19 protein-coding genes are annotated in these 20,662 nt (G+C 66.2%); 4 read left to right on the top strand and 15 right to left on the bottom strand.

Annotated features, from left to right (window positions below; translation table 11 throughout):
* Positions 1–36: 36 nt before the first annotated feature.
* The 5 genes from VVD47_RS00570 to VVD47_RS00550 all read right to left on the bottom strand — a co-directional run bounded on the left by VVD47_RS00570 (position 37) and on the right by VVD47_RS00550 (position 5,008).
* On the bottom strand, positions 37–441 hold the full coding sequence (locus VVD47_RS00570; RefSeq protein ID WP_327601453.1) for a hypothetical protein: 405 nt from the start codon (positions 439–441) through the stop codon (positions 37–39).
* A gap of 156 nt (positions 442–597) precedes the next feature.
* On the bottom strand, positions 598–2,115 hold the full coding sequence (locus tag VVD47_RS00565) for an amidohydrolase family protein (protein WP_327601452.1): 1,518 nt from the start codon (positions 2,113–2,115) through the stop codon (positions 598–600).
* Positions 2,116–2,167: 52 nt separating this feature from the next.
* A complete protein-coding gene (locus tag VVD47_RS00560; protein ID WP_327601451.1) occupies positions 2,168–3,001 on the bottom strand; it encodes an ABC transporter ATP-binding protein in 834 nt (277 codons plus the stop codon).
* On the bottom strand, positions 2,998–3,915 hold the full coding sequence (locus VVD47_RS00555) for an ABC transporter permease (protein ID WP_327601450.1): 918 nt from the start codon (positions 3,913–3,915) through the stop codon (positions 2,998–3,000). Before VVD47_RS00555 ends, VVD47_RS00560 begins: the two co-directional genes overlap by 4 nt.
* Before the next feature lie 16 nt (positions 3,916–3,931).
* Positions 3,932–5,008, bottom strand: a complete 1,077-nt coding sequence (locus VVD47_RS00550) for an ABC transporter substrate-binding protein (RefSeq protein ID WP_327601449.1) — start codon at positions 5,006–5,008, stop codon at positions 3,932–3,934.
* Positions 5,009–5,176: 168 nt separating this feature from the next.
* Here VVD47_RS00550 and VVD47_RS00545 point away from each other — a divergent pair, with 168 nt between their 5' ends.
* On the top strand, positions 5,177–5,377 hold the full coding sequence (locus VVD47_RS00545; protein ID WP_327601448.1) for a hypothetical protein: 201 nt from the start codon (positions 5,177–5,179) through the stop codon (positions 5,375–5,377).
* 97 nt (positions 5,378–5,474) lie between these two features.
* Positions 5,475–5,660 (top strand): hypothetical protein, encoded by a 186-nt coding sequence (locus VVD47_RS00540; RefSeq protein WP_327601447.1) that lies wholly within the window; start codon positions 5,475–5,477, stop codon positions 5,658–5,660.
* A gap of 185 nt (positions 5,661–5,845) precedes the next feature.
* Here the strand turns inward: VVD47_RS00540 and VVD47_RS00535 are convergent, their stop codons facing one another.
* The gene (locus VVD47_RS00535) at positions 5,846–6,946 is read right to left on the bottom strand and encodes a sugar kinase (protein ID WP_327601446.1); all 1,101 of its coding nucleotides are present in this window, start codon (positions 6,944–6,946) and stop codon (positions 5,846–5,848) included.
* 87 nt (positions 6,947–7,033) lie between these two features.
* Positions 7,034–7,717 carry a bifunctional 4-hydroxy-2-oxoglutarate aldolase/2-dehydro-3-deoxy-phosphogluconate aldolase gene (locus tag VVD47_RS00530; protein WP_327601445.1) on the bottom strand — a complete coding sequence of 228 codons (684 nt, stop codon included), beginning with the start codon at positions 7,715–7,717 and terminating at the stop codon, positions 7,034–7,036.
* Positions 7,718–8,054: 337 nt separating this feature from the next.
* Here VVD47_RS00530 and VVD47_RS00525 point away from each other — a divergent pair, with 337 nt between their 5' ends.
* Complete coding sequence (locus VVD47_RS00525) at positions 8,055–9,545, top strand: glycosyltransferase family 9 protein (RefSeq protein ID WP_327601444.1); 1,491 nt, start codon at positions 8,055–8,057, stop codon at positions 9,543–9,545.
* A gap of 152 nt (positions 9,546–9,697) precedes the next feature.
* Positions 9,698–11,875 (top strand): DUF3141 domain-containing protein, encoded by a 2,178-nt coding sequence (locus VVD47_RS00520; protein ID WP_327601443.1) that lies wholly within the window; start codon positions 9,698–9,700, stop codon positions 11,873–11,875.
* Between the two features lie 99 nt (positions 11,876–11,974).
* Here VVD47_RS00520 and pseG read toward each other — a convergent pair whose 3' ends face one another.
* The 8 genes from pseG to VVD47_RS00480 all read right to left on the bottom strand — a co-directional run bounded on the left by pseG (position 11,975) and on the right by VVD47_RS00480 (position 20,662).
* Positions 11,975–13,492, bottom strand: a complete 1,518-nt coding sequence (gene pseG / locus VVD47_RS00515; protein WP_327601442.1) for a UDP-2,4-diacetamido-2,4,6-trideoxy-beta-L-altropyranose hydrolase — start codon at positions 13,490–13,492, stop codon at positions 11,975–11,977.
* Between the two features lie 196 nt (positions 13,493–13,688).
* Positions 13,689–14,471, bottom strand: a complete 783-nt coding sequence (locus tag VVD47_RS00510) for an oxidoreductase (protein ID WP_327601441.1) — start codon at positions 14,469–14,471, stop codon at positions 13,689–13,691.
* A gap of 11 nt (positions 14,472–14,482) precedes the next feature.
* On the bottom strand, positions 14,483–15,775 hold the full coding sequence (locus tag VVD47_RS00505) for a glutamate-1-semialdehyde 2,1-aminomutase (protein ID WP_327601440.1): 1,293 nt from the start codon (positions 15,773–15,775) through the stop codon (positions 14,483–14,485).
* A gap of 23 nt (positions 15,776–15,798) precedes the next feature.
* Positions 15,799–16,512, bottom strand: a complete 714-nt coding sequence (locus VVD47_RS00500; protein ID WP_327601439.1) for an acylneuraminate cytidylyltransferase family protein — start codon at positions 16,510–16,512, stop codon at positions 15,799–15,801.
* Positions 16,509–17,207: a hypothetical protein gene (locus VVD47_RS00495; RefSeq protein ID WP_327601438.1), complete on the bottom strand. Its 699-nt coding sequence runs from the start codon at positions 17,205–17,207 to the stop codon at positions 16,509–16,511. Before VVD47_RS00495 ends, VVD47_RS00500 begins: the two co-directional genes overlap by 4 nt.
* Before the next feature lie 628 nt (positions 17,208–17,835).
* Positions 17,836–18,594 carry an imidazole glycerol phosphate synthase subunit HisF gene (gene hisF, locus VVD47_RS00490; protein WP_327603159.1) on the bottom strand — a complete coding sequence of 253 codons (759 nt, stop codon included), beginning with the start codon at positions 18,592–18,594 and terminating at the stop codon, positions 17,836–17,838.
* Complete coding sequence (hisH, locus tag VVD47_RS00485) at positions 18,591–19,232, bottom strand: imidazole glycerol phosphate synthase subunit HisH (protein ID WP_327601437.1); 642 nt, start codon at positions 19,230–19,232, stop codon at positions 18,591–18,593. The genes hisF and hisH overlap by 4 nt, the downstream gene beginning before the upstream one ends.
* A 248-nt stretch (positions 19,233–19,480) precedes the next feature.
* Complete coding sequence (locus VVD47_RS00480; RefSeq protein WP_327601436.1) at positions 19,481–20,662, bottom strand: N-acetyl sugar amidotransferase; 1,182 nt, start codon at positions 20,660–20,662, stop codon at positions 19,481–19,483.

Genomic DNA, 20,662 nt, shown 5'->3' with positions numbered 1-20,662 from the left:
CGAACGGGTGCGTGGCGCCGCGGACGCCGCCGGCAATCAGAAGGGCTGGGTGCCGGCGGGGCAACTCGTCGCCGCGCCGTCCAGGCTGGAAACCGGGCAATCGCGGCAGGTGCAACGCAGCTTGCGGCCGTTGGCGCCGGCCCAGACCTGCCACTTGGTGTTGTAGGCGTTGACGCTGTAGTCCTGCCGCGCGGTGTCCGTGGTGTAGCTGAAGGTCACATCCGACAGCACGGGGCCGGCGATCGTCGCCGGGTAGCTGCGGTGCTGGGCCATGCCGTGGTCGGCCCGGGTGGCGACCGACACCACCGCGTCACGCAGCTCGGCATGACGCAGCCGCCGCACCTGCTCACCTAGCCCCGGAAATGCCAGCACGGTCACCAGCAGGAGGATGCCTGCGGCGACCAGCCAGCGGGCCGGGCCGGAACCTGTGAGCGTACGCAAGCGGAATGGCATGAAGGTCTGTTGCCACTGGTGTGGCATTTCTTGGTTTTACGGCACCAAGAATATCGGCAAATCCGTGAACAGAATGCGAAGCAGCCTGACTTTTGAGCGAGTTGCCCTGCAATCCGTCACGCTCGCGTGCTGCCGGCCCTTTCCTCAGTCGCCCGCCACGAGGCGGCGTGGCAAGCCGCGCTGGATGGCGTGGGCGCGGTCGTACATCGTCCGGTAGTAAGGCAACAGGCGCCGCGCCGCCGCGTGCGAATCCGCAAGCTGCGCCTGGATGGCGACCGACAGTTCGCGTATCTCGGCGCGGATCGCCGACACGTCCAGGCTCCGGTGCCGGCCCTGCGCGGTGACCACCTCACCGTTCACGATGGTGGTGCGCACCGAGCTGCCGTCTTCGCTGTACACGAGCTGGCGATGCAGGTCATTGAAGGGTGTGAAGGCCCAGGTGTCGAGATCCATCAGGATGATGTCGGCCAGCGCACCGACCTTCAGTTCACCCAGTTCCCCCTGCCGTTGCACCGACCGCGCGCCGCCCCGGGTCATCGCCTGCAAAATCTCGTTCGCTTGTGGCCAGCGCTCGTAGTCCGGCGTGCTCAGGTTGTGGATGAGCCCGGCCATCTTGCCCGCCGCCCACACGTTGGCCGTGTCGTCGGTGCACAGCTCGTCGGTGCCGATCGCCACCGTGACGCCGGCGTCGCGCAGCGCGCGGAACGGCATCACCCCGCTGCCCAGGCGCAGGTTGCACACCGGGTTGTGCGCCACCACCGCGTCCTCCTCGGCCAGCAGACGGATGTCTTCGTCGTCGATCCAGATGGCGTGGATGATCTGGTTGCGCGCGTCGAGGATGCCCATGTCGCGCAGATGACGCACCAGCGACTTGCCGAAGCGCTCCTCGCCGGTCGCCATCTGCAGCTTGGTTTCCAGCACATGGATGTTGAAGGGCAGGTCGTGCTCGCGACTCAGCGCGGACAGGCCATGAAAGTAGTCGTCGCTCACGCGCTGGGGGGCCGAACAGGACACCGCGGCCGCCAGCCGGCCCTGCTCCGCGCCATGCCAGCGGCGCAGCAGGTAGCCATAGAGGTCGAGGAGCTCACGTGCATCCTGTCGTGGCGCACGCTCCATCTCGTCACGCATGTCGGCGGGCAGGAGATCCTTCAGGTACGGATACTTGTCGTACTCCACGATGTTGGGCTGATCGATCGCCACGGTGGCGCGGATGCCGGCATCGGCATAGGCCTGCATCACCGCGTCGATGCCGGATTCGCTGGCCACCGGCACGTGATAGGCATCGTCGTGCACGGTGGTGATGCCGCGCTCCAGCATTTCCAGCGCGCCCATGAGCGTGCGCAGGTAGGCGAAGCGGGAGGCGTCCCCCTGCGAGGCCAGCGGCGGCACCTCGTAGAGCATGAAGATTTCCAGTGGATAGCCGTCGAGCTGCCCCTTGAGGAAATTGCCCGGGGAATGGAAGTGCGCGTTGATCAGCCCTGGCATGGCGAGCTGGCCCCGGGCCTCGATGACCTGCGCATCGGCCGGCACTTCCAGCCCTTCGCCGATCGCCGCGATGCGACCGTTACGAACGAGGATGTCGGCGCACGGCCATTCGCGGCCGGCATCGTCCAGGCTCAGCACGCGGGCGTTGCGGATGAGCAGCGGTGTGGTTTCTTTCATGGGTGTTGTCCTGTGGAACGGACACGCGGCGCAGCCTTGCGCCGCGTGTCGCTCAACGCACGGCCTCCTGTTCGGCGAAGGCGCGGTCGACCTCGTCGGCAAGCAACTCCGCCAGCCGGTCCTGCAGCGCATGGAATGCCGGGTCGCGTGGATTGCGCGGACGCGGCAGCGCCACCGGCACGATCGTCTTCACCCGTCCCGGCCTGGCGGTGAACACCACGATGCGGTCGGCCAGGCCGATGGCCTCTTCGATGGAATGCGTCACCAGCAACATCGACGCGCCGCTCTCGCGCCACAGGTCGAGCAGGTAGTCCTGCATCTTGGCGCGGGTCTGGATGTCGAGCGCCGCGAAGGGCTCGTCCATCATCAGCACCTTGGGCTGCATGGCCAGCGCGCGCGCCATCGCCGCACGCTGTCGCATGCCGCCGGAAAGCTCCGATGGCCGCTTGCTCCAGAAGTCCTGCAGGCCCACGCGCGACAGCAATGCCATCGCCGCCTCGTCACGCCTCGCCTTGTCGATGCCCTGCAGCGCGAGGCCGTAGGCCACGTTGTCGCGAATGTTCAGCCAGGGGAACAACGAGGCTTCCTGGAAGATCATGCCGCGCTGCGGGCTCGTACCGGTGATCGGCACGCCCTCGCTCAGCAGCTCACCGCTGGTGGGCGACTCCAGCCCCGCCAGCAGGTAGAGCAGCGTGCTCTTGCCGCAACCCGAGGGCCCCAGCAGCACGACGAACTCGCCCGGGGCGACGGCGAGGTCGATGTCACGCAGGGCCACGAAGGGCTTTGCGGTGTCCGCGTTCCAGATCTTGCCGACGCCGCGGCATTCGATGGCATTGGCAGTCTCGTTCGCAGCCTCGTTCGCAATCTTCTTGCCGACGATACTCATGCGCCCCTCCCCGCCGTGTGGTTGTCGGCCCACCACAGCATGCGCTGCTGTACCAGGCGCAGGGCCTGGTCGAACAGGAAGCCGGTGAGGCCGATGAGGGTCATCGTGAAGAACACGAGACTCGCGTTGAAGGTGTTGCGGGCCATCATCACGATCTGCCCCAGCCCGCTGCCGACGCCGGCCGCCTCGGCCACCAGCACCACCATCCAGGCGGCGAACAGGTTGATGCGCAGCGTGACGAACAGGCCGGGCAGGATGGCGGGGAGGATCACCGTGCGGAAGACCTGCCGCTTGCTCGCCCCCATGATGCGCGCGACCTGGATGTAGGCCCTGGGCACCTCGTCGATCTGCGCCAGCGTGGCGATCACCATCACGAAGAAGATCGCGATGAACACCATGAAGATCGCCGGCTTGTCGCCGATGCCGAAGAGGAACACCGCCACCGGCAGCCAGGCCACCGGCGAGATCGGCGCGAACATCGTCACCGCCGGCAGGGTGAGTTTGCCGAACAGCGTGTTGTAGCGGATCAGCAGCCCCACCGCGACACTGAGCACGAAGCCCAGCGCGAGGCCGACGAAGACCCGCATGGACGTCCATGCCACCACGCTCAGCACCGCCAGCCAGCTGCCGCCCTCGCCGGCCGAGCCGATGGTGTTGGCCATGTCGAAGAAGCGCAGCTGCTCGTGCCAGTTGCCGAGGAAGACATGCGGCGCGGGCATCAGCAGCGGATCGGCCCAGCCTGCCCAGGCGGCATATTCCCAGACGCCGATGACGATGCCGATGGACGCCAGCGCCCACAGCACCCGCTGGCCCCATTGCATGAAGCGGCGCATCAGCACTGACAGCGCCGCGGGCGGTCGCAGCGGCGCGGGCGCCGATGGCCGGACCGTGGTCCCGATTTCGATGACGGACATGATTGACGATCCCCCATCAGGCCACGGCCGACTTCAGCCTGAGGCTGTCGTACAGCGCCTTGTTGCCGGCGATCACCGCGTTGAGTGGCGCCCAGTCGAAGAGTTTTTCGTCGGGCACCTTCTTGAGGTAACCCATCTCCTTCATGGACTGCGCACGCGCCAGGATGAACTGCGTCTGGTTGCGCTGGTCGATCATCACCGGCTGACGCTCGGCCGCCAGGCTGGCCGCTTCCATCGTCGTCTTGTAGTAGGTGCCGACCGTATCCTTCAGCGCCGCGCTGCGGTTCTGCTCGGCCTGTTGCTGCGCGGTCATCAGCGCCTTGATGACCGCACGCACCACCTCCGGCTGCTTCTCCAGCATCGGCGCGCGCACCGCCAGCACGCAGTCGGCGTACTGCTTGCCGTAGAGGTCGGTGCCGTCGGTGAGGATGCTGGAGCCCTTGCGCGCCGCCACCGTCTGCGCCGCATACGGCTCCACCGCGCAGATCGCGTCCACCGCGCCGCCGATATAGGCCTGCGCCATTTCCGGCGAGGTGTTGAAGTAGCGGATCTTGACGTCCTTGAAGCTCAGCCCGGCCTTCTTCAGCCAGTCGTAGGGCAGCACCTCCAGCGTGTCGGCCTGGAAGGTGCCCAGCGTCTTGCCCTTCATGTCGGCGGCACTCTTGATGCCGTCGCGCGCCACGACCAGGCAGCCATTGACGCCGCCCCCCGCGACGATGCGCACCGGCGCGCCCGCGTCGTACAGCGACAGGAAGTTCGAATAGGGGATCATCGACATGTCGACAGCGCCCACGCCGAACAGGGTGACGATGTCCGTATTGGTCGGCGTGACCACGAACTCCAGCTCCACGCCGTCGCCCTTGGCAAGTTGGCGATGCTTGGCCAGGAAAATGCCGAGGTTGCACAGGCCGGCACCGTGGGTGGCCTTCACCTTCGTGACGCCGGCGGCAGCGGCCTCGCCGCTGCCCAGCATCGCCGCCATGCCCATCGGCATCGCGACGAGCGCCCCGCCGACGGAAAGCGACTTCAGGAAACCACGACGGTCGAGTCGGGATTGCAGGGCCGAGAAGGCCTGACCATGACGTTCGCACATATCTTCACCTCATTCCTCGTATGCGCCGTGAGGCGCAATGATCGAAAGGTCGATCCGGGAATCCGGTGAGTCGGCAGCGCTGCGGGAGGACCCCGCCAGATGCTCCGAGCCTGAGTGCCGAATTCTCGTCTCAAACCCAAGAATTTCGGCACGCCAACCGGAGAGGCCATGAAGCCTGCGCTGATTCAATCGAAGCAATACGGATGCCAGCGGAAGCCGGGCTGGCAGTTCTGGCTTAAACCCTTGTTTTCAATGACCGGCCATGGCCGGGCGACCGCACGCCCCGAGACCGGACCACGCACCACGATGGCGACCGCGGCCCATGCCGGTGCGCTGTCGCATCTTGATACAAACACTCACGGCTCTTGACGGAGGCTTCCGGGAAAGTACGCATGCCGCTCTGCCCCATCCTCGATCAGGATCCGCCTGCAGGGCTCAACACAGACCGTTCCGAGGAGATGGCCCCATGAGCTTGAACAACACCTTTCCCGGCAGTGCGACCCGCTTTTCCGACTCCGCTGCCACCCCCTCCACGCCGCTCCCCATTGGCAGCGCCGCAAGCGGCCTGAACCCCGCCCAACCCATCGTCGGCCAGTTGCCCGTCGCGTCTTTCCAGCGGATGTTCTCGTTCGCCGCACGCAGCAACAGCTGAAATCGCCAGCCCAAACAAAAAGCCCGCAGGCAGCGCCTGCGGGCTTTTGTACATCAGCGCGAGATTTGCGCAGAGGGCGTAGCGAGCGGGCGGAGGTCGCGACGAGGAGCGGAGACGTACGAAAAGTACGTTGAGCACCGGAATCGCGAGATCCACCCGCGCAGTAGCCCTATGCGTAAATCGGCTTAGCGGATGACGCGAGCACCCTTGCCCTTCATGGCTGCTTCGACTTCTTCCACGCGCACCATCGAGGTGTCGCCCGGGGTCGACATGGCCAGCGCGCCGTGGGCTGCGCCGTACTCGACGGCCAGTTGCGGGCCCTTGCCTTCCAGGAAGCCGTAGGCCAGGCCGGAGGCGAAGCCGTCACCACCGCCGACGCGGTCGTAGATTTCCAGGTTGTCGCGCTTCATCGACTCGTAGATCTTGCCGTCGTACCAGACCAGTGCGGACCAGTCGTTGATCGAAGCGGTCTTGGCGTTGCGCAGGGTCGTGGCAGCCACCTTGAAGTTCGGGAAGGCCTTGACGGCCGTCTCGATCATCTTCTTGAAGCCTTCGGTCTCGATGTTGGTCAGGTGCTCGTCGGCGCCTTCCACTTCGAAGCCCAGGCAGGCGGTGAAGTCTTCTTCGTTGCCGATCATCACGTCGCAATGCTTGGCGATCGCCTTGTTGATCTTCTGCGCGCCTTCCTTACCACCCTGGCTCTTCCACAGGGAAGCGCGGTAGTTCAGGTCATAGGCCACGACGGTGCCGTACTTCTGTGCCACTTCCACGGCTTCCAGCACGGCTTCGGCGGTGTTGGAGGCCAGGGCGGCGAAGATGCCACCGGTCTGGAACCAGCGCACGCCTTCTTCACCGAACAGCTTCTCCCAGTTCACTTCGCCCGGGCGGATCTGCGAGGCAGCCGAATGGCCACGGTCGGAGCAGCCCAGCGCCGGACGCGGACCGAAGCCCTTTTCCGTAAAGTTCAGGCCGACGCGGGTGTTCTTGCCCAGACCGTCGAAATCGCGCCAGATGACGTGGGACATGTCCACGCCGCCCTGCATGATGAAGTCTTCAACCAGCCAGCCCAGGTCGTTCTTCGGCAGCGCGGTGACGACAGCGGCACGCTTGCCCCAGCACTTGCGCATGGCGCGGGCGACGTTGTACTCGCCACCACCTTCCCACACCTGGAAGGTGCGGGTGTTGCGCACGCGGCCGAAGCCCGGGTCGAAACGCAGCATCACTTCGCCGAAGGACACGCAGTCCCACTTGGTCTCGGCGGCGGTCTTGATCTTCAATTCAGCCATTTTCTGATTCCTTGCTTGGGTGGAGAGGGCCTTGAAAATCGGGCCGTCCGGTGGGCACCGCGACGGCCCGTTTCAGGCACTGATTTCTTACTTGGCCAGTTCGGCCTTGATCTTCTTGACCAGGGCGATGGTCTCGGCAACGCGCTTCTCGATGCCGGCGTAATCCTTGGCCTTCAGCAGTTCCTTGGTGATCAGGTTGCTGCCGACGCCGCAGGCGACGATGCCGGCACCGAACCACTTGCGCAGCGAAGCCTCGTCCGGCTCGACACCGCCGGTGGGCATGATGCGCGTCCAGGGCATCGGGCCCATGACGGCCTTGACGAACTCGGGACCACCCACGGACGAACCCGGGAAGACCTTGACGATCTCGCAGCCCAGCTCCTGTGCGTCACCGATCTCGGTGGCGGAGCCGCAGCCGGGGCTGTAGGGGATGCCGCGACGGTTGCAGACCTTGGCGACTTCGGCGTTCAGCAGCGGGCCGACGATGAACTTGGCGCCGTTGGCGATGTAGATGCCGGCGGTCGGGGCTTCGCAGATGGAGCCCACGCCCATGATCACGGACGGGTCAGCCTTGGCGAAGTGACGGGTCACTTCGTAGAACACGTGGGAAGCAAAGTCGCCACGGTTGGTGAACTCGATGCACTTGGCACCGCCGTTTGCGCAGGCCTGGATCACGTTCTTGCAAACTTCGACGTCCGGATCGTAGAACACCGGAATGATCGACTGGTCCATCATTGCGGACAGGACTGCCATGCGGTCCTTAGCTGCCATCGGGAATCTCCTGAGATGAGGGTTGCGCTGCCGGGAAGCCCGCCGCGCCGTACAGACGAGGCGGGCATTTTCCTGCAAGCCGCCTCAAGTATCAAGCCGCCAGGCACAATCGGGGCTAGCCCGGATGCCGGCATGCCAAGGCAGCATAAAACGGGACGGCAGTCCGCCCTTTGCGTCCGGACAAGGAAGCTGGCGCGGGAGGCAGGCCGGCCGCCCGGTCTGGCTAGCCTTGCCGGAACGCGCCAGAATCGCCACCAGCCGTCCTGCGCCGTCATTCCGGCACCTGGCTAGACGCCTCACCTGGCACCTCGTCCGACACTTTCCTTCTGCCGCCGCCATGCCCCGGTCCATCCCAGACACCCTCGCCGCCGCCATCGCCGCCGACGAAGCAGGCCACCTCGACGAGGCGGTCGCCCTGTATGCCGAAGTCCTCGCTGCCGACCCGGGCTGCGTCGACGCCCTGCTCAACCTGGGCGCCCTGGCCTTCCGGGTCGGACAGTTCGCCGAGGCGGCAAACTTCCAGCGCGAAGCCTTGGCGCTACGCCCGGATTTCCAGCCGGCACGCATCAACCTGGCCCGCACCCTGGCCCGTCTGGGTGAAGTGGACGAGGCCGACGTCCTGTACCGCCAGCTCCAGGCCAGCGCGGCCGCTACGACCGACCTGCAGTCGGAACACATCCAGTTGCTGTACGGCGATGGCCGCCTTGCGGCCGCACGCGAACTGGCCGACGCAGCTTGCGAACTTTTGCCACGGGAAGCCGAGTGCTGGCTGCTGGCGGGCAACGTGCGCCTGTACCAGCGCGACCGGGCCGGTGCCGAGCGCTGCTATCGCCAGGCCCTGGCATGCCACGACAACTCCCGCGGCCGCGCCAACCTCGCACTGGCCCTGCTGGCCCAGGATCGCTTCGGCGAGGCCTGGCCGTTGTACGAGGCACGCTACGCCGCCGATCTGCAGGCCCACGACAAGGTGGCGTTCGCAGTCGACGGCGACCCGCCACCGTGGCCGCAATGGCAGGGCGAGTCGTTGGCCGGCAAACGCATCCTGGTGATGGGCGAACAGGGCATGGGCGACCAGATCCACTTCGCCCGCTTCCTGCCGCAACTGGCTGCGCTGGGCGCAAGCGTCGAGCTAGTCTGCGCTGCGCCGCTGCTGCCCCTGCTCACCGCAACGCCCGGGGTGGCCGCCGTGCATGCGCGGCCGCCCGCCAACGCCGCCTTCGATTGCTGGACACCCTTGCTGTCCCTGCCCTGGCGCCTCGGCCAGGAGGACGGTCGCGCCTGGCCGGGCGCGCCCTACCTGCAGGCCCCGGCGGACCGGCAGGCAGACTGGCGCAAGCAGTTCGCGCAATGGGCGGGCACATCCGGCCTGCCCAGGGTCGGCATCGCCTGGGCGGGCAGCCCGGGCAACGCCATCGATCGTATGCGCTCGCTGCCGCTCGACGCCGTGCTGGATCTCGCCGAGCGCCTGCGGGGCCGCGTCATGCTGCTGAGCTTGCAGAAAGGTGCGGGAGAACTGGCCGACATCGACCGCCAGTGCGCCGCCGGCATCGTGCCGCTGGCCGACCTCATCCATGACTTCGGCGACACCGCGGCCATCGTCGCGGAGCTGGACTGCGTGATCATGGTGGACACCGCGCTGGCCCATGTCGCAGGTGCGCTGGGCAAACCCGGCTTCGTGCTGCTGTCACCCGGCGCGGACTGGCGCTGGGGCACCGAGGGAGACACCGCCGCCGCGCTCTACCCCAGCCTGCGCCCGCTGTGGCGCGACCCTGTGGCGGGCTGGAAACCGGCGCTCGAGCGCGTGGAACAGGCGCTTGGAAGCCATTGACGCGTCGCAACAATTGCGCCATGACCCTGTGCTACAGTGAATGACGATGATGCAACGCACAAATCATCGCCGGGCCTGACGACGCTGCCCCACTGACATCGGCATTGCCGCCTTGCTGGCCCGCACCTCCAACCCACATCGGGAGATGCGCAATGTTTCCTCTGGTCAATCTCGCCGCAGCCACCGTGAAGCTGCAGCAGGAAGCGGTCGAATACGGCGTGGATGCGTTCCAGCGCGGCATCCTGTTCTGGGACATCATGCGCCAGCGTGGCAACGCCTTCGTCGAGCATTCGATCCAGGGCAAGCCGCCGCTGCTCAAGTTCAGCCACGAGAAGATCGCGGACGGCGCCACCCTCCCGCGGCCCTGCAATTACTCGCTGCTGCAGATCAAGCCCGGCCCGGAGCATCCAGCCACCATTCCGAACATGCGGCCCATCGTGGTCATCGATCCGCGCGCCGGCCACGGCCCCGGCATCGGTGGCTTCAAGCCCGACTCGCAGATCGGCATCGCCCTGCGCGAAGGCCACCCCACCTACTTCGTCACCTTCGCCCCGGAACCGCTAGACGGGCAGACCCTGCGCGACGTCGCCACGGCGGAGGCCCACTTCCTGGAGTTGATCGCCCAGCGCCACCCTGACGCACCGGCCGCCGCCGTCATCGGCAACTGCCAGGCCGGCTGGGCCGTGGCGGCGCTGGCTGCCGCCAAGCCCGGCCTGATGGGGCCCATCATGCTCAATGGCGCACCGCTGTCCTACTGGGCCGGCTCGCGCGAGCAGAACCCGATGCGCTATTCAGCCGGCGTGCTGGGCGGCTCGTGGATGTCGGCATTCGCGGCGGACCTCGGCGGCGATCGCTTCGACGGTGGCTACCTGATCAGCAACTTCGAGAACCTCAACCTCGCCAACACCTACTGGACGAAGTACTACAACGTCTTCGCCAAGGCCGACACCGAAGGTCCCCGCTTCGTGGAATTCGAACGCTGGTGGGGCGGCGTCTTCCGCATGACCGGCGAGGAGATCGAGTCGATCACACGCAACCTCTTCATCGGCAACCGCCTGTCCGGCGGCGAGGTGATCGACCTGCGCAACATCACCAGCCCGGTGATCGTCTTCGCCTCCTGGGGTGACGACATCACCCCGCCGGCCCAAGCGCTCAACTGGGTGATCGACGTATGGGGCAGCGAGAAGGCGCTGGTCCAGGCCGGCCGCACTATCGTCTACCTGCTGCACGAAGGCGTCGGCCACCTCGGCATCTTCGTCGGCACCGCCGTGGCGAAGAAGGAACACGACCAGCTCATCAACGCGCTGAACGAAATCGAAGGGCTTGGCCCGGGCCTGTGGCAGATGGTCATCGAGACCAAGTCCGGCCCGGTGCGCTACGAGTCGCTGACGCGCGGCCAGTACACCGTCCGTTTCGTGCAGCGGAGCTTCGATGACCTGCTCGCGCTGGACCCGGATGGTCGCGACGAAGAGGCCATCTTCAGCACCATCGCGAAGATCTCCGAGATCAACCACGAGGCCTACACCCACTTCGCCCGGCCCTACATCCAGCCGCTGATCAACCGGCAGGTCGCCGACACGCTGCGTTCGTTCAACAGCCACTCGATGGAGCGCGTGCTGGCCTCCGACGTCAACCCGGCCATGAAGTCGCTCGGCCAGGTCGCCGACCAGGTGCGCGAGCAGCGCAAGCCGGCCGCCCTCACCAACCGCTTCCGCAAGCTGGAACATGAAATGTCCAGCGTCATCGAGAAGAACCTGAAGAGCATCGGCGATGCCCGCGACCAGTTCGTCGCCAACTGGGTGGATGCCGTCTATGGACCGCTGGGACTGGGCGCCTGGCTGCCACCGGAAGCGCCGGAGGAAAGCACTGCGCGGACCCGCGCCGAGCGCATCCTGGCCGCGGCCAGCGGTCGCCTGCAAACCCTCATCGACAAGGGCGGCTTCCCGGAAGGCGTGTGCCGGATGCTGGGGCTGGCCATCCAGCAACGGGGCGAACTGTCGCTACGCAGCGTGCGCCTGGCGCGGCTGGCGTCCGAGCAGGTGGACCGCTGGATTGCCGAAGGCCGCATCAGCGCGGGCCATGCCAAGGTGGACTGGGAAGGGACCTACGACCTGCAACGGCAGATCATCAGCCTGTTCCCGGTCGAGTCCGCCGAGACCCTGCCGCTGCTGCTGAGCAGCGAGAAGGACCAGGTACTCGCCGCGGAGCTGGTCGACTTCGTGCTGATGCGTGAAGGTGAGGAGCCGCCGGAAGACACCCTGGCCGACGACCTTGCACGCATCGGCACCAGCAAGCCGGCGGCGCGTCGCCGCAAGGCGGCCGCGGGCTGAAGCCTGATCTCCGCGCCGCCGGCAACGGGGGCGCGGAGATGACGGCACCAGACCCTCGCCGTCGCTGCTTCATCCGACTTTGCCGGACTCCTGCCTGACCTACTTGACCTTCTCCGGCCGGTTCAGCGCCTTGCTCAGGTGGTGGCTGTCGGGCAGGTAGCCTGACTCCAGGAAGACGTTCATCGACGCGGTGTTGTCCACCAGGATGCGCGCGTCGATCGCCTGCACTTCGGGCCGGTGCGCCATGATCCACTCCTCGCCGGCCAGCAGCAGCACGCCACCGCGCCCCTGGCCATGCCGGCCGGGCGCGAGGTAGATGGACACCGTGGCGATGCCGAAGGCAATGTCGTAGCGCAGCACGCCCACCGGGCCGATCTCGTCCTCGGCAATCAGCAGCACGCGGTCGGCATCCTCCAGGCTCTGGCGCATCCACTCCATGTGACGCGCTTTCGTGATCGGCCGCGCGTCCACCGCGTGACGGCGATTCACCTCGTGGTTGCGCCAGCTCAGCAGGTCGTCCGCGTCCTCCAGCGTGGCCACGCGCAACTGCATGTCGAAAGATTCCATCCGTGCCGCGACGCGCGCCGCGCCCTGCCCGTCGCACACCTCGGCCGCCTGACGCGACAACACCGACAACCAGTCCGGGCTGTGCGCCAGCGCGCGTACCAGGCCGGTCAGGGCGACGATGCTCTCCGCGGTGGCGCGTCCCAGGTGCACCGAACCGCCCAGCGCAGCGAGCGCCTCCGCCCCCTGGCTCTGCTTCTCGGTAAGGCTCAGCAGCACCGTCGGCAAGCCCAGCGCACAGCGCTCCCAGGCACTCGTACCGGCCGCGCCGATGGCCAGGTCCGCCGAGCGGTAGAGCTGCGTCATGTCCGCCACGTCCAGGTGCAGGTGCGCGTTCGGAAGCTCGGCGACCGATCGGGCCAGATCGCTGCCCTGCGCCGTTGCGCCCAGCACCACGTCCAGCGACAAGCCCTCGAACACCAGGGGGGCCAGCGCCGCCAGCACGAAGGCGCTTCCCCCGGTCGGGTCGGCGCCCCCGAACGCCACGAGCACGCGGCGCACCTTGCGGCGCACGGTCAGCGGCAACTCCCGCGCCGCGGCGAATTCCTGGCGCAACAGCGCATAGCGCGGCCCCAGCAGACGCAGCGCGCCCGGAGGCGCATGCAGCTGGTAACGCGGCGACTCGGAAACACCGGGGTTCTGATCGACCAGCAAGTCGCAGTCATGCGGGCGGTCATCCAGGTCGTCGATCACCGCGATGCGCTGCACCTGGCCACGCAGGCTGCTCTCCCAGCCGGCGTCCAGCGCGTAGTGGTCCACCACCAGCCAGTGCACGGTGCCGAGCGCTGCCAGCGCACGGCGGCTGTCCGCCGCATCGCGCGCCGCCGACACGCCCAGCCGTGGGTCGGCGCCTTCCTCGGCCTGGGCGGTGTCCATGGCGATCACGCTGATGCCCGCGGCCTGCAGGCGCTGCTTGACCGACGAGGGCATGTGGCGCACCAGGAAGGTCGCCGTCGCCCCACTGCGCATCAGTGCCTGCGCCAGTGCGAAGCAACGCATCGCATGGCCAAGGCCCAGCAGTTCGGAAGCATCGGTACGGAAGACGACGTGCATGGATGAACCCCGAGGGTTGGTGGCTGGATCAGCCGCCAATCGATACGACTGACAGACAGTGCGAATCTTCTCCCGCCTCATGCCCGCGGACAAGTTCCGGCAATGGTTTCTGTCGCGTTGCGCAAGGCCTCGCGCAATGTGCCCGGTGATGCGCCCGATGAATGTGACCGCTGCTTGTGGCCGCTGCTTGTGGCCGTCAAAGGGAGAAGCCGTCGTCCACGATCAGGTTCTGCCCCGTGACATGACGTCCCGCGTCCGACAGCAGGAACAGCAGTGCGCCGCTGATGTCGTCCGGGCTCAACATACCGGTACCTGCGGTGTGAGCCTTGTAGGCCGCCAGGAAGGAGTCCGGTTGCTTGTCGAGGATGCCACCCGGGCTCAGGCAGTTCACCCGCACGCCAGCCGGCTTGAACCACTGTGCGAGATAGCGCACCAGTTGCACGATGCCACCCTTGATGGCGGCGTACTCCACCGGCATGGTCATCGGCGTGCCTTCATACACTTCGAAGCGCGGTGCCATGCTGCCGTAGATGGAGCCCAGCAGGACGATGGACCCGCCCGCGCCACTCCCACCCTGCTGCTGGAAATGCAGGCCGAAGCGTTGCGCGACGAGGAAGTAGCCACCGAGATGCAGGCCCAGGTTCTCGCAGAAATCCGCGTAGGTCACCTGCTCCAGCCTGCGGCCGTACTGCGGGTTGCGCGGGTAGGCGCTGACCACCACAGAGTCGATGCGGCCGTGGCGTTGCTGCACGCTGGCGATCAGGGCATCCACCGACGCAGTGTCGGTGATGTCGACCGGTGCCGCCTCAGCGTGATGACCGTGCGCAACGATGTCGCGCACCACCGCCTCGGCGGCCTCCAGGCTGCGGTCGGCCACCACCACGCGCGCGCCCTCGGCAGCGCTCGCCATGCAGAAGCGTCGACCGAGCAGGCCTGCCCCGCCGACGATGACCACCACCTTGCCGCCGAGCATGCTCATCCGCTGGTTCCTCAGTTCGTCTTCCTGAATACCGGCTTGATGACCGGGCCTTCCAGATACCGGTCGACGCCCTCGTCCAGTGCCTTGCGATAGACCTTCAGCGCCGCGTCCAGCGCGCGCTCGGTCAATGCCAGCTCGGCGTCGCCGTGGCGCCAGCTCAACGCGATCCACGGCATCATCACGCCCTGGCGGATCATCTCCTGCGCGAACAGCGTGCGCAGCGGCAACGAGGCAGCGCCAGTGTCATCCAGCGTCATGTAGTACGGCGAGCAGGGAAAGCCACCCGCCCTGAAATGCTTCGCCACCCCGTTGGCGGCCGCCACCCGGTTCATCAGGTCGACCAGCTTCTTGCCGTACTCCCACAGGTGGTCGACCACATGCTCACGCTGCATGAAGTTCATGGTGGCGACGAAGGCCCCCAGCCCGCACATCTCGGCGCCATGCGTGGTCGACAGCAGGAACAGGCGCTCACGCCCCTCGAACTCGATGGAGCCCAGCTCCATGATCTCCCGCCGGCCGGCGATGCACGAGACCGAGAACCCGTTGGCCATCGCCTTGCCGAAGGTGCACAGGTCGGGCTTGATGCCATACAGGTACTGCGCGCCCTTCATGTGCCAGCGGAAGCCGGTGATCATCTCGTCCAGCACCAGCACGATGCCGTGGCGGTCGCACAGCGCACGCACGCCCTGCAGATAGCCATCCACCGGCGGTTCGGTGGTCGCCGGCTCCAGCACCACGCAGGCGATGCGGTTCGGGTTGGCGTCGATCAGCGCGGCCAGCGAATCGAGGTCGTTGTACTTGAACAGCTTGGTCTGCGCGATGGTCTCCTGCGGGATGCCGCGGGTGACCGGCGTGGAGCCGATGAACCAGTCGTCGTAGGAGAAGAACGGATGCTCCACGCAGCGTGCCACCAGGTCGCGGCCGGTGTAGGCACGCGCCAGCTTCACCGCAGCGGACACCGAGGTCGAGCCGTTCTTGGTGAACTTCACCATGTCCACCGAATCGATCAGCGACACCAGCAGCTCGGCCGCCTCCAGCTCGATCATCGAGGCACGCGTCAGGTTGTTGCCGTTGCGGATCTGCGCGAGGGCCGCGTTGTCGATCTCCGGTTCCGCGTAGCCGATGTTCACCGCCCGCAGCGCCATGCCGTAGTCGAGGTAGCGCTTGCCTTCCGGGTCGAAGACATAGGCACCCTCGCCACGCGCGAGGATCTGCGGCGCGTTGGACGGATGCTGGTCGAATCCACGCGAGTAGGTGTGCGCGCCGCCGGGAATCACGCGCAGCAGGCGTTCCTGGTAGTTCATGCTTGCGTCCTTCTCGTTCACTTTCACTCGCCCAGACCCATGTGGGTCATGATCGATTCCACATGCAGGAAGTCGACGATGTCGTCGATCTCCGGCGACTTCCATTTCGGCACCTCGTAGCCCGCCGTGTTCGCCTGGCAGAAGGTGCGGTCGGCCAGCAGCGTGTCGATGCGCGACGCGTACATCGTGCCCTCCAGGAAGAACAGCGGTTCCAGTTCCTGCCGGCGCAGCACCTTGAAGCCACCGGGCTGGGTGGAGTGCAGCAGGCCCCTGTCCGACATGCCGAACATGAAGGCCGGGTGGATGCTCTCCGCGCTGCATACGCTGACCACCGAGTCCGCGCGCGAATCGCGCATCAGCGCCAGCGCACTGTCGATGTCCTTCGTTTCGCGCAGCGGCGAGGTCGGCTCCAGCAGCGCGATGAGGTCGAAACGCTGGCCCTGCTCGGCGAGGAACTGCAGCGCGTGCTCCACCACGTCCACCGAGGTCGCCGTATCCGACGCCAGTTCCGGCGGGCGTAGGAACGGCACGCTGACACCATGGCGGCGGCCGACTTCGGCGATCTCCTCGCTGTCGGTACTCAGTACCAGCGCGTCCAGATAGACGGAGGCCTTCGCCACGTCCGCCGTCCACGCCAGCAGCGGCTTGCCGCGCAGCATGCGGATATTCTTGCCGGGCAGCCCCTTGGAGCCGCCGCGGGCAGTAATGAGGCCGAGGACACGCAGGCCGTCGATCATGTTGATGCTCCTGCAGACGTACGAACCGGCCCGGCCGGATCGAAAGCCCGTTCCCGCACGCTGCGCTCGTTGGGCAGCATGCGGAGGTTGGGGTACTGGCCGACGACGACCGAGTCGGCCGGCACGTCGGTATTGAGGACGAAAGTATTGGCGCCGATCACCACGTTGTCGCCCAGCGTGCAATCGCCCAGCACGCTGCTGCGCGAAAAGAGGATGGTGCCCTCGCCGAAGCGCGGGTAGATGCCGGCCTCGTCGGCACCGACGCTGCAGTTCTGGTAGACCATCAGGTAGTTGCCGTAGTCCGCGCGCCCCAGCACCGTGCCGACGGGGTGCACCAGGCGGAATGCCTCCGGCATCTGCACCGCGAAGTACAGGTCCAGGCCATGCAGGATCTTGTTCAGGTAGAACAGCCGCGTCGCCAGCGCCTCCTCGCCATCCTCCCTCCATGCCGTGTTGGCCAGCAGGTACAGGAAGGCCGCCATCTGGTCGCCGTTGAGGTGATCGAAGCGCAGGCTGTCGCCTTCGCGGAAGTACTTGCGGTGGATGCTGCCGAAGCAATGCTCGGCACGATCCAGCGCACGGTCCAGCCATCGTTCCGGCGATGGAATCGCACAGCCGTCCGGGATGTGATGTTGCAGCAGCGCGCGCAGATAGGCGGTGAGCTGGTCCCTGGGGAGGGAGAGGTGGAACATCATCTGCGTGCCCCTCCTGCTTCATGACCTTTGCGCGCGTCGATGTGTTGGGCTTCGCTAGGCTCAGCCCAACCTACGAAATTGAATCGCACTTTGCCCGAGCAGGGGCTTAGCGGTTCTTGCCAACGCAGACTGAACGTCACTGGATTCCCGCTTTCGCGGGAATGACGGAGCCAAGCGAGCGGACTTACGTATCCGGAGCGGCGCGTATGTGACGGACGACAAGTGGAGCGAACGTCCACGCCACACCTATGAGTGGCGATCTGGCACAGTCCCCGATCCCCTCTGTAGCCGCCGAGCAGCGCAGCGGTGACGGGGAATCGCGCGTAGCGCGACGGCGAGGATGTCTGAGCGCGCAGCGCGAGTTCCGCAGCCGCCCGGCGCCGCGAGCAGCGCGGGGAACCGTGCGCCAGCACGGCGGCGTAAGCGGGGCGGCTTTCTTTGGGTCCTTTCTTTGTCCGCACAAAGAAAGTACCTCGCCCGCCGGGGCGAACTCCCGGCTCGGCGCAAGGCGCAACCACAACACCCTCGGCGGGAGCCGGTAGAACGACAACCAACGTCACTGGACTACCGCCCTTCGACAAGCTCAGGGAACGGCGGGCATGACGGCGAACGAACGCGTGACAGGCGTTCATTTCAACACCCGCAGCGGAATCTTCAGATTGCGCAGGTAGCTCCGCGCGCGGATCGGGTTGTTGTCACCGAAGTGGAACAGGCTCGCACACGCCACTGCCGACACCGCCGTCTGCTGCAGCGCTTCAGCCAGATGCATGAAGTGCCCCGCCCCGCCACACACGATGACCGGCACCGGCACCGCGTCCGCCACCTGCGCCGCCATGTCCAGGTCGTAGCCTTCCATGCAACCGTCGCGGTCGATGCAATTGAGGAAGATCTCACCGGCGCCCTGCTCCGCAAAGGACTTCGCCAGCGCGACCGGGTGATGCTCCGTCGCCTCGGTGCCGCAATGCAACCAGACGCGTGCATCCGCACCGCTGCCACGGTAGTCGATGCCGGCCAGCACGCACTGCGCGCCGAACATCTCGGCGGCGGCGCGGATCAGGCCCGGTTGCTTCACGGCGGCAGTGGTGATGACCACCTTGTCGGCCCCCGCGCGCAGCAGTTCGCGTACGTCGTCGGTGCTGGTCACGCCCCCCCCCACGGTGAGCGGCATGAAGCTCTCGGTCGCCGCGTTGCGCACGATGTCGACCAGCGCGCCGCGACTCTGCAGGCTGGCCTGGATGTCGAGGAACACCAGCTCGTCGGCATCCTGCGCGTTGTAGATGCGCACAGCACCCTTCGGGTCGCCAGTGTCGCGATAGTCCTTGAACTGACGACCCTTCACCATGCGGCCGTCCTTCAGCAGCAACACGGGGATCACGCGCTTCTTCACCAAGGCAGCGCACTCCCCACGGTGTCGCTGCCGTCCCAGGCCGCGAAGTTGTCCAGCAGCTTGAGGCCGACGGCCTGGCTCTTCTCCGGGTGGAACTGCATGCCGGCCACGTTGGCGCGCGCCACGCTGGCCACCACGCGACCACCGTGGTCCACGCGGGCCAGCACGTCGGCATCGTCTTCGGGCACGCAGTGATAGGAATGCACGAAGTAGAAGTCCACGTGGTCCTTCACGCCGGCATGCAGGGGGTGACGGCGCGCATGGTCCAGCGTGTTCCAGCCCACGTGCGGCAGGCGGTTGGGCGGGGTCGGTTTCATCAGCACGACCTGCCCCGGTACCAGGCCCAGGCCCTGCGTGTCGCCGTGCTCCTCGCCGCGATCGAACAGCAGCTGCATGCCCAGGCAGATGCCCAGCATGGGTTTGCCGCTGGCCGCGACTTCACGCAACACCGGTGACCAGCCACGCTCGTCCAGGTTGCGCATGGCCTGCGCGAAGGAACCGACGCCCGGCAGCAGGATGCGTTCGAAACCCGCGGCCTCATGCGGGTCATCGAAGATGCGCGCGGCGTGGCCCAGGTGTTCGAACGCGTTGCGTACCGAACCCAGGTTGCCCATGCCGTAGTCGACGATGCCGATCATTGTCTGTATGTGAAAGGTGAAACGTGAAAGGTGAAACGTGACCCTCGATGGAAGGACTCTCGACGGAGCGGGTCTTTGCGTTTCACGTTTCACGTTTCACATTTCACCATCCTCACTTCTTCCGATTGTCCTCGGCCCCACGTACGTGTGTGAAATGTGAAACGTGGCCCTCGATGTGAGGAACCCCGACGAAGCCGGGTCTCTTACGTTTCACATTTCACCTTTCACGTTTCACGTTTCACGCCCCTTCACTTCTTCCGGTTGTCCTCGCGGTACCACTTCACGTAGTCCCAGGTCGGCTTGGCCTGGCCTTCCTTCTCGAAGTCGTGGCGGTAAGGCGGGATGGCGGTGGCGGTGACGATCTTGCGGAACTCGTCCTCCTCCAGCCCCATGTATTCCAGGAACACGTCCAGCGACGGCGGACGCTGGCCGTCGAACTGTTCGTCGATGCGCGCGGCCTCGTCGCTCTCCATGCGGCCGTTGCGCACGTGGAAGGCATTGATCTGCGCCACGCGGCTGTAGCCGCGCTTGATGAACTTGATGTAGTCACGCGTGCCCTGCATGAAGCACTCGATCTTCTCGCCGTGCGCGTTGATCTCTTCCGGCACGCCTTCCAGTTCATCCGACTGCCAGCCCAGCTCGCTCTTGATGATCTCGGTGTTGCGCGTGTAGTCCCACGGGATGAAGCTGCCCAGCGGCACGGACACGTAGCCCAGCGCCTTCAGCTCCTTCACGTCGGGGAAGGTGTAGGGAATCAGGTCGCGCTTGTCGACCGGGTTCTCCGGCGAGTCGATCATGCCGTGCATGTCTTCGGCGGTGATGCCGAGGGTGCGCAGCATGTTGAATTTCTTGTCGTCCTCGTACTCGATCTCGTCATTCAGGTAGTCGTAGTACGCGGTGATCTCCGCCTGTGGCTCGCCCCAGAACACCAGCGGCACCTTGTAGCGCAAGGCCACCCGCAGCGGGTAGGAGTAGATGCCGGTGTGGCAGTGCCAGCAGAAATCCGTCTTGCGGAGGAAGGCCTCCAGCATCAGCCGCTTCACCACCTTCCAGTTCGGGGTGAACTCCAGCACGTCGACACCCAGCTTCTTGAAGGTGCGCTGGTTGTTGTCCTGGATCACCTGGCGCATGAAGCCGTGGTTGAAGCGCACCACCAGCGGTTTCAGCTTGTACTGCGTCACCAGGTACCAGAGCTGGAAGGTGCTGTCCTTGCCGCCACTGAAGGGGATGATGCAGTCGTACTCGTACTTGCCGCGGAACTTCTCCACCAGGCGGTCGAGCAGCTGCTTGCGCTCGCCCCAGTCGATGGCGCCCTGCTTGTGTTCGGCGCTGCGGCAGATGTTGCAGATGCCTTCCTCGTCGAACTCGATGGTCTCGTAGGTCTCCGGGAGGAGGCAGCGTCTGCAGCGGCGAAGGGATCCGGGAAGCAT

Origin of the sequence: Uliginosibacterium sp. H1 (genome assembly GCF_036017065.1) — a bacterium.
GTDB lineage: Bacteria > Pseudomonadota > Gammaproteobacteria > Burkholderiales > Rhodocyclaceae > Uliginosibacterium.
This window is presented reverse-complemented; position numbering and strand designations above follow the sequence as displayed.

Coding starts and splice junctions, on each gene's coding strand:
- VVD47_RS00565 (WP_327601452.1), bottom strand. CDS start 2,115: ATGAAAGAAACCACACCGCTGCTCATCCGCAACGCCCGCGTGCTGAGC.
- VVD47_RS00560 (WP_327601451.1), bottom strand. CDS start 3,001: ATGAGTATCGTCGGCAAGAAGATTGCGAACGAGGCTGCGAACGAGACT.
- VVD47_RS00555 (WP_327601450.1), bottom strand. CDS start 3,915: ATGTCCGTCATCGAAATCGGGACCACGGTCCGGCCATCGGCGCCCGCG.
- VVD47_RS00550 (WP_327601449.1), bottom strand. CDS start 5,008: ATGTGCGAACGTCATGGTCAGGCCTTCTCGGCCCTGCAATCCCGACTC.
- VVD47_RS00545 (WP_327601448.1), top strand. CDS start 5,177: ATGAAGCCTGCGCTGATTCAATCGAAGCAATACGGATGCCAGCGGAAG.
- VVD47_RS00540 (WP_327601447.1), top strand. CDS start 5,475: ATGAGCTTGAACAACACCTTTCCCGGCAGTGCGACCCGCTTTTCCGAC.
- VVD47_RS00535 (WP_327601446.1), bottom strand. CDS start 6,946: ATGGCTGAATTGAAGATCAAGACCGCCGCCGAGACCAAGTGGGACTGC.
- VVD47_RS00530 (WP_327601445.1), bottom strand. CDS start 7,717: ATGGCAGCTAAGGACCGCATGGCAGTCCTGTCCGCAATGATGGACCAG.
- VVD47_RS00525 (WP_327601444.1), top strand. CDS start 8,055: ATGCCCCGGTCCATCCCAGACACCCTCGCCGCCGCCATCGCCGCCGAC.
- VVD47_RS00520 (WP_327601443.1), top strand. CDS start 9,698: ATGTTTCCTCTGGTCAATCTCGCCGCAGCCACCGTGAAGCTGCAGCAG.
- pseG (WP_327601442.1), bottom strand. CDS start 13,492: ATGCACGTCGTCTTCCGTACCGATGCTTCCGAACTGCTGGGCCTTGGC.
- VVD47_RS00510 (WP_327601441.1), bottom strand. CDS start 14,471: ATGAGCATGCTCGGCGGCAAGGTGGTGGTCATCGTCGGCGGGGCAGGC.
- VVD47_RS00505 (WP_327601440.1), bottom strand. CDS start 15,775: ATGAACTACCAGGAACGCCTGCTGCGCGTGATTCCCGGCGGCGCGCAC.
- VVD47_RS00500 (WP_327601439.1), bottom strand. CDS start 16,512: ATGATCGACGGCCTGCGTGTCCTCGGCCTCATTACTGCCCGCGGCGGC.
- VVD47_RS00495 (WP_327601438.1), bottom strand. CDS start 17,207: ATGATGTTCCACCTCTCCCTCCCCAGGGACCAGCTCACCGCCTATCTG.
- hisH (WP_327601437.1), bottom strand. CDS start 19,232: ATGATCGGCATCGTCGACTACGGCATGGGCAACCTGGGTTCGGTACGC.
- VVD47_RS00480 (WP_327601436.1), bottom strand. CDS start 20,662: ATGCTTCCCGGATCCCTTCGCCGCTGCAGACGCTGCCTCCTCCCGGAG.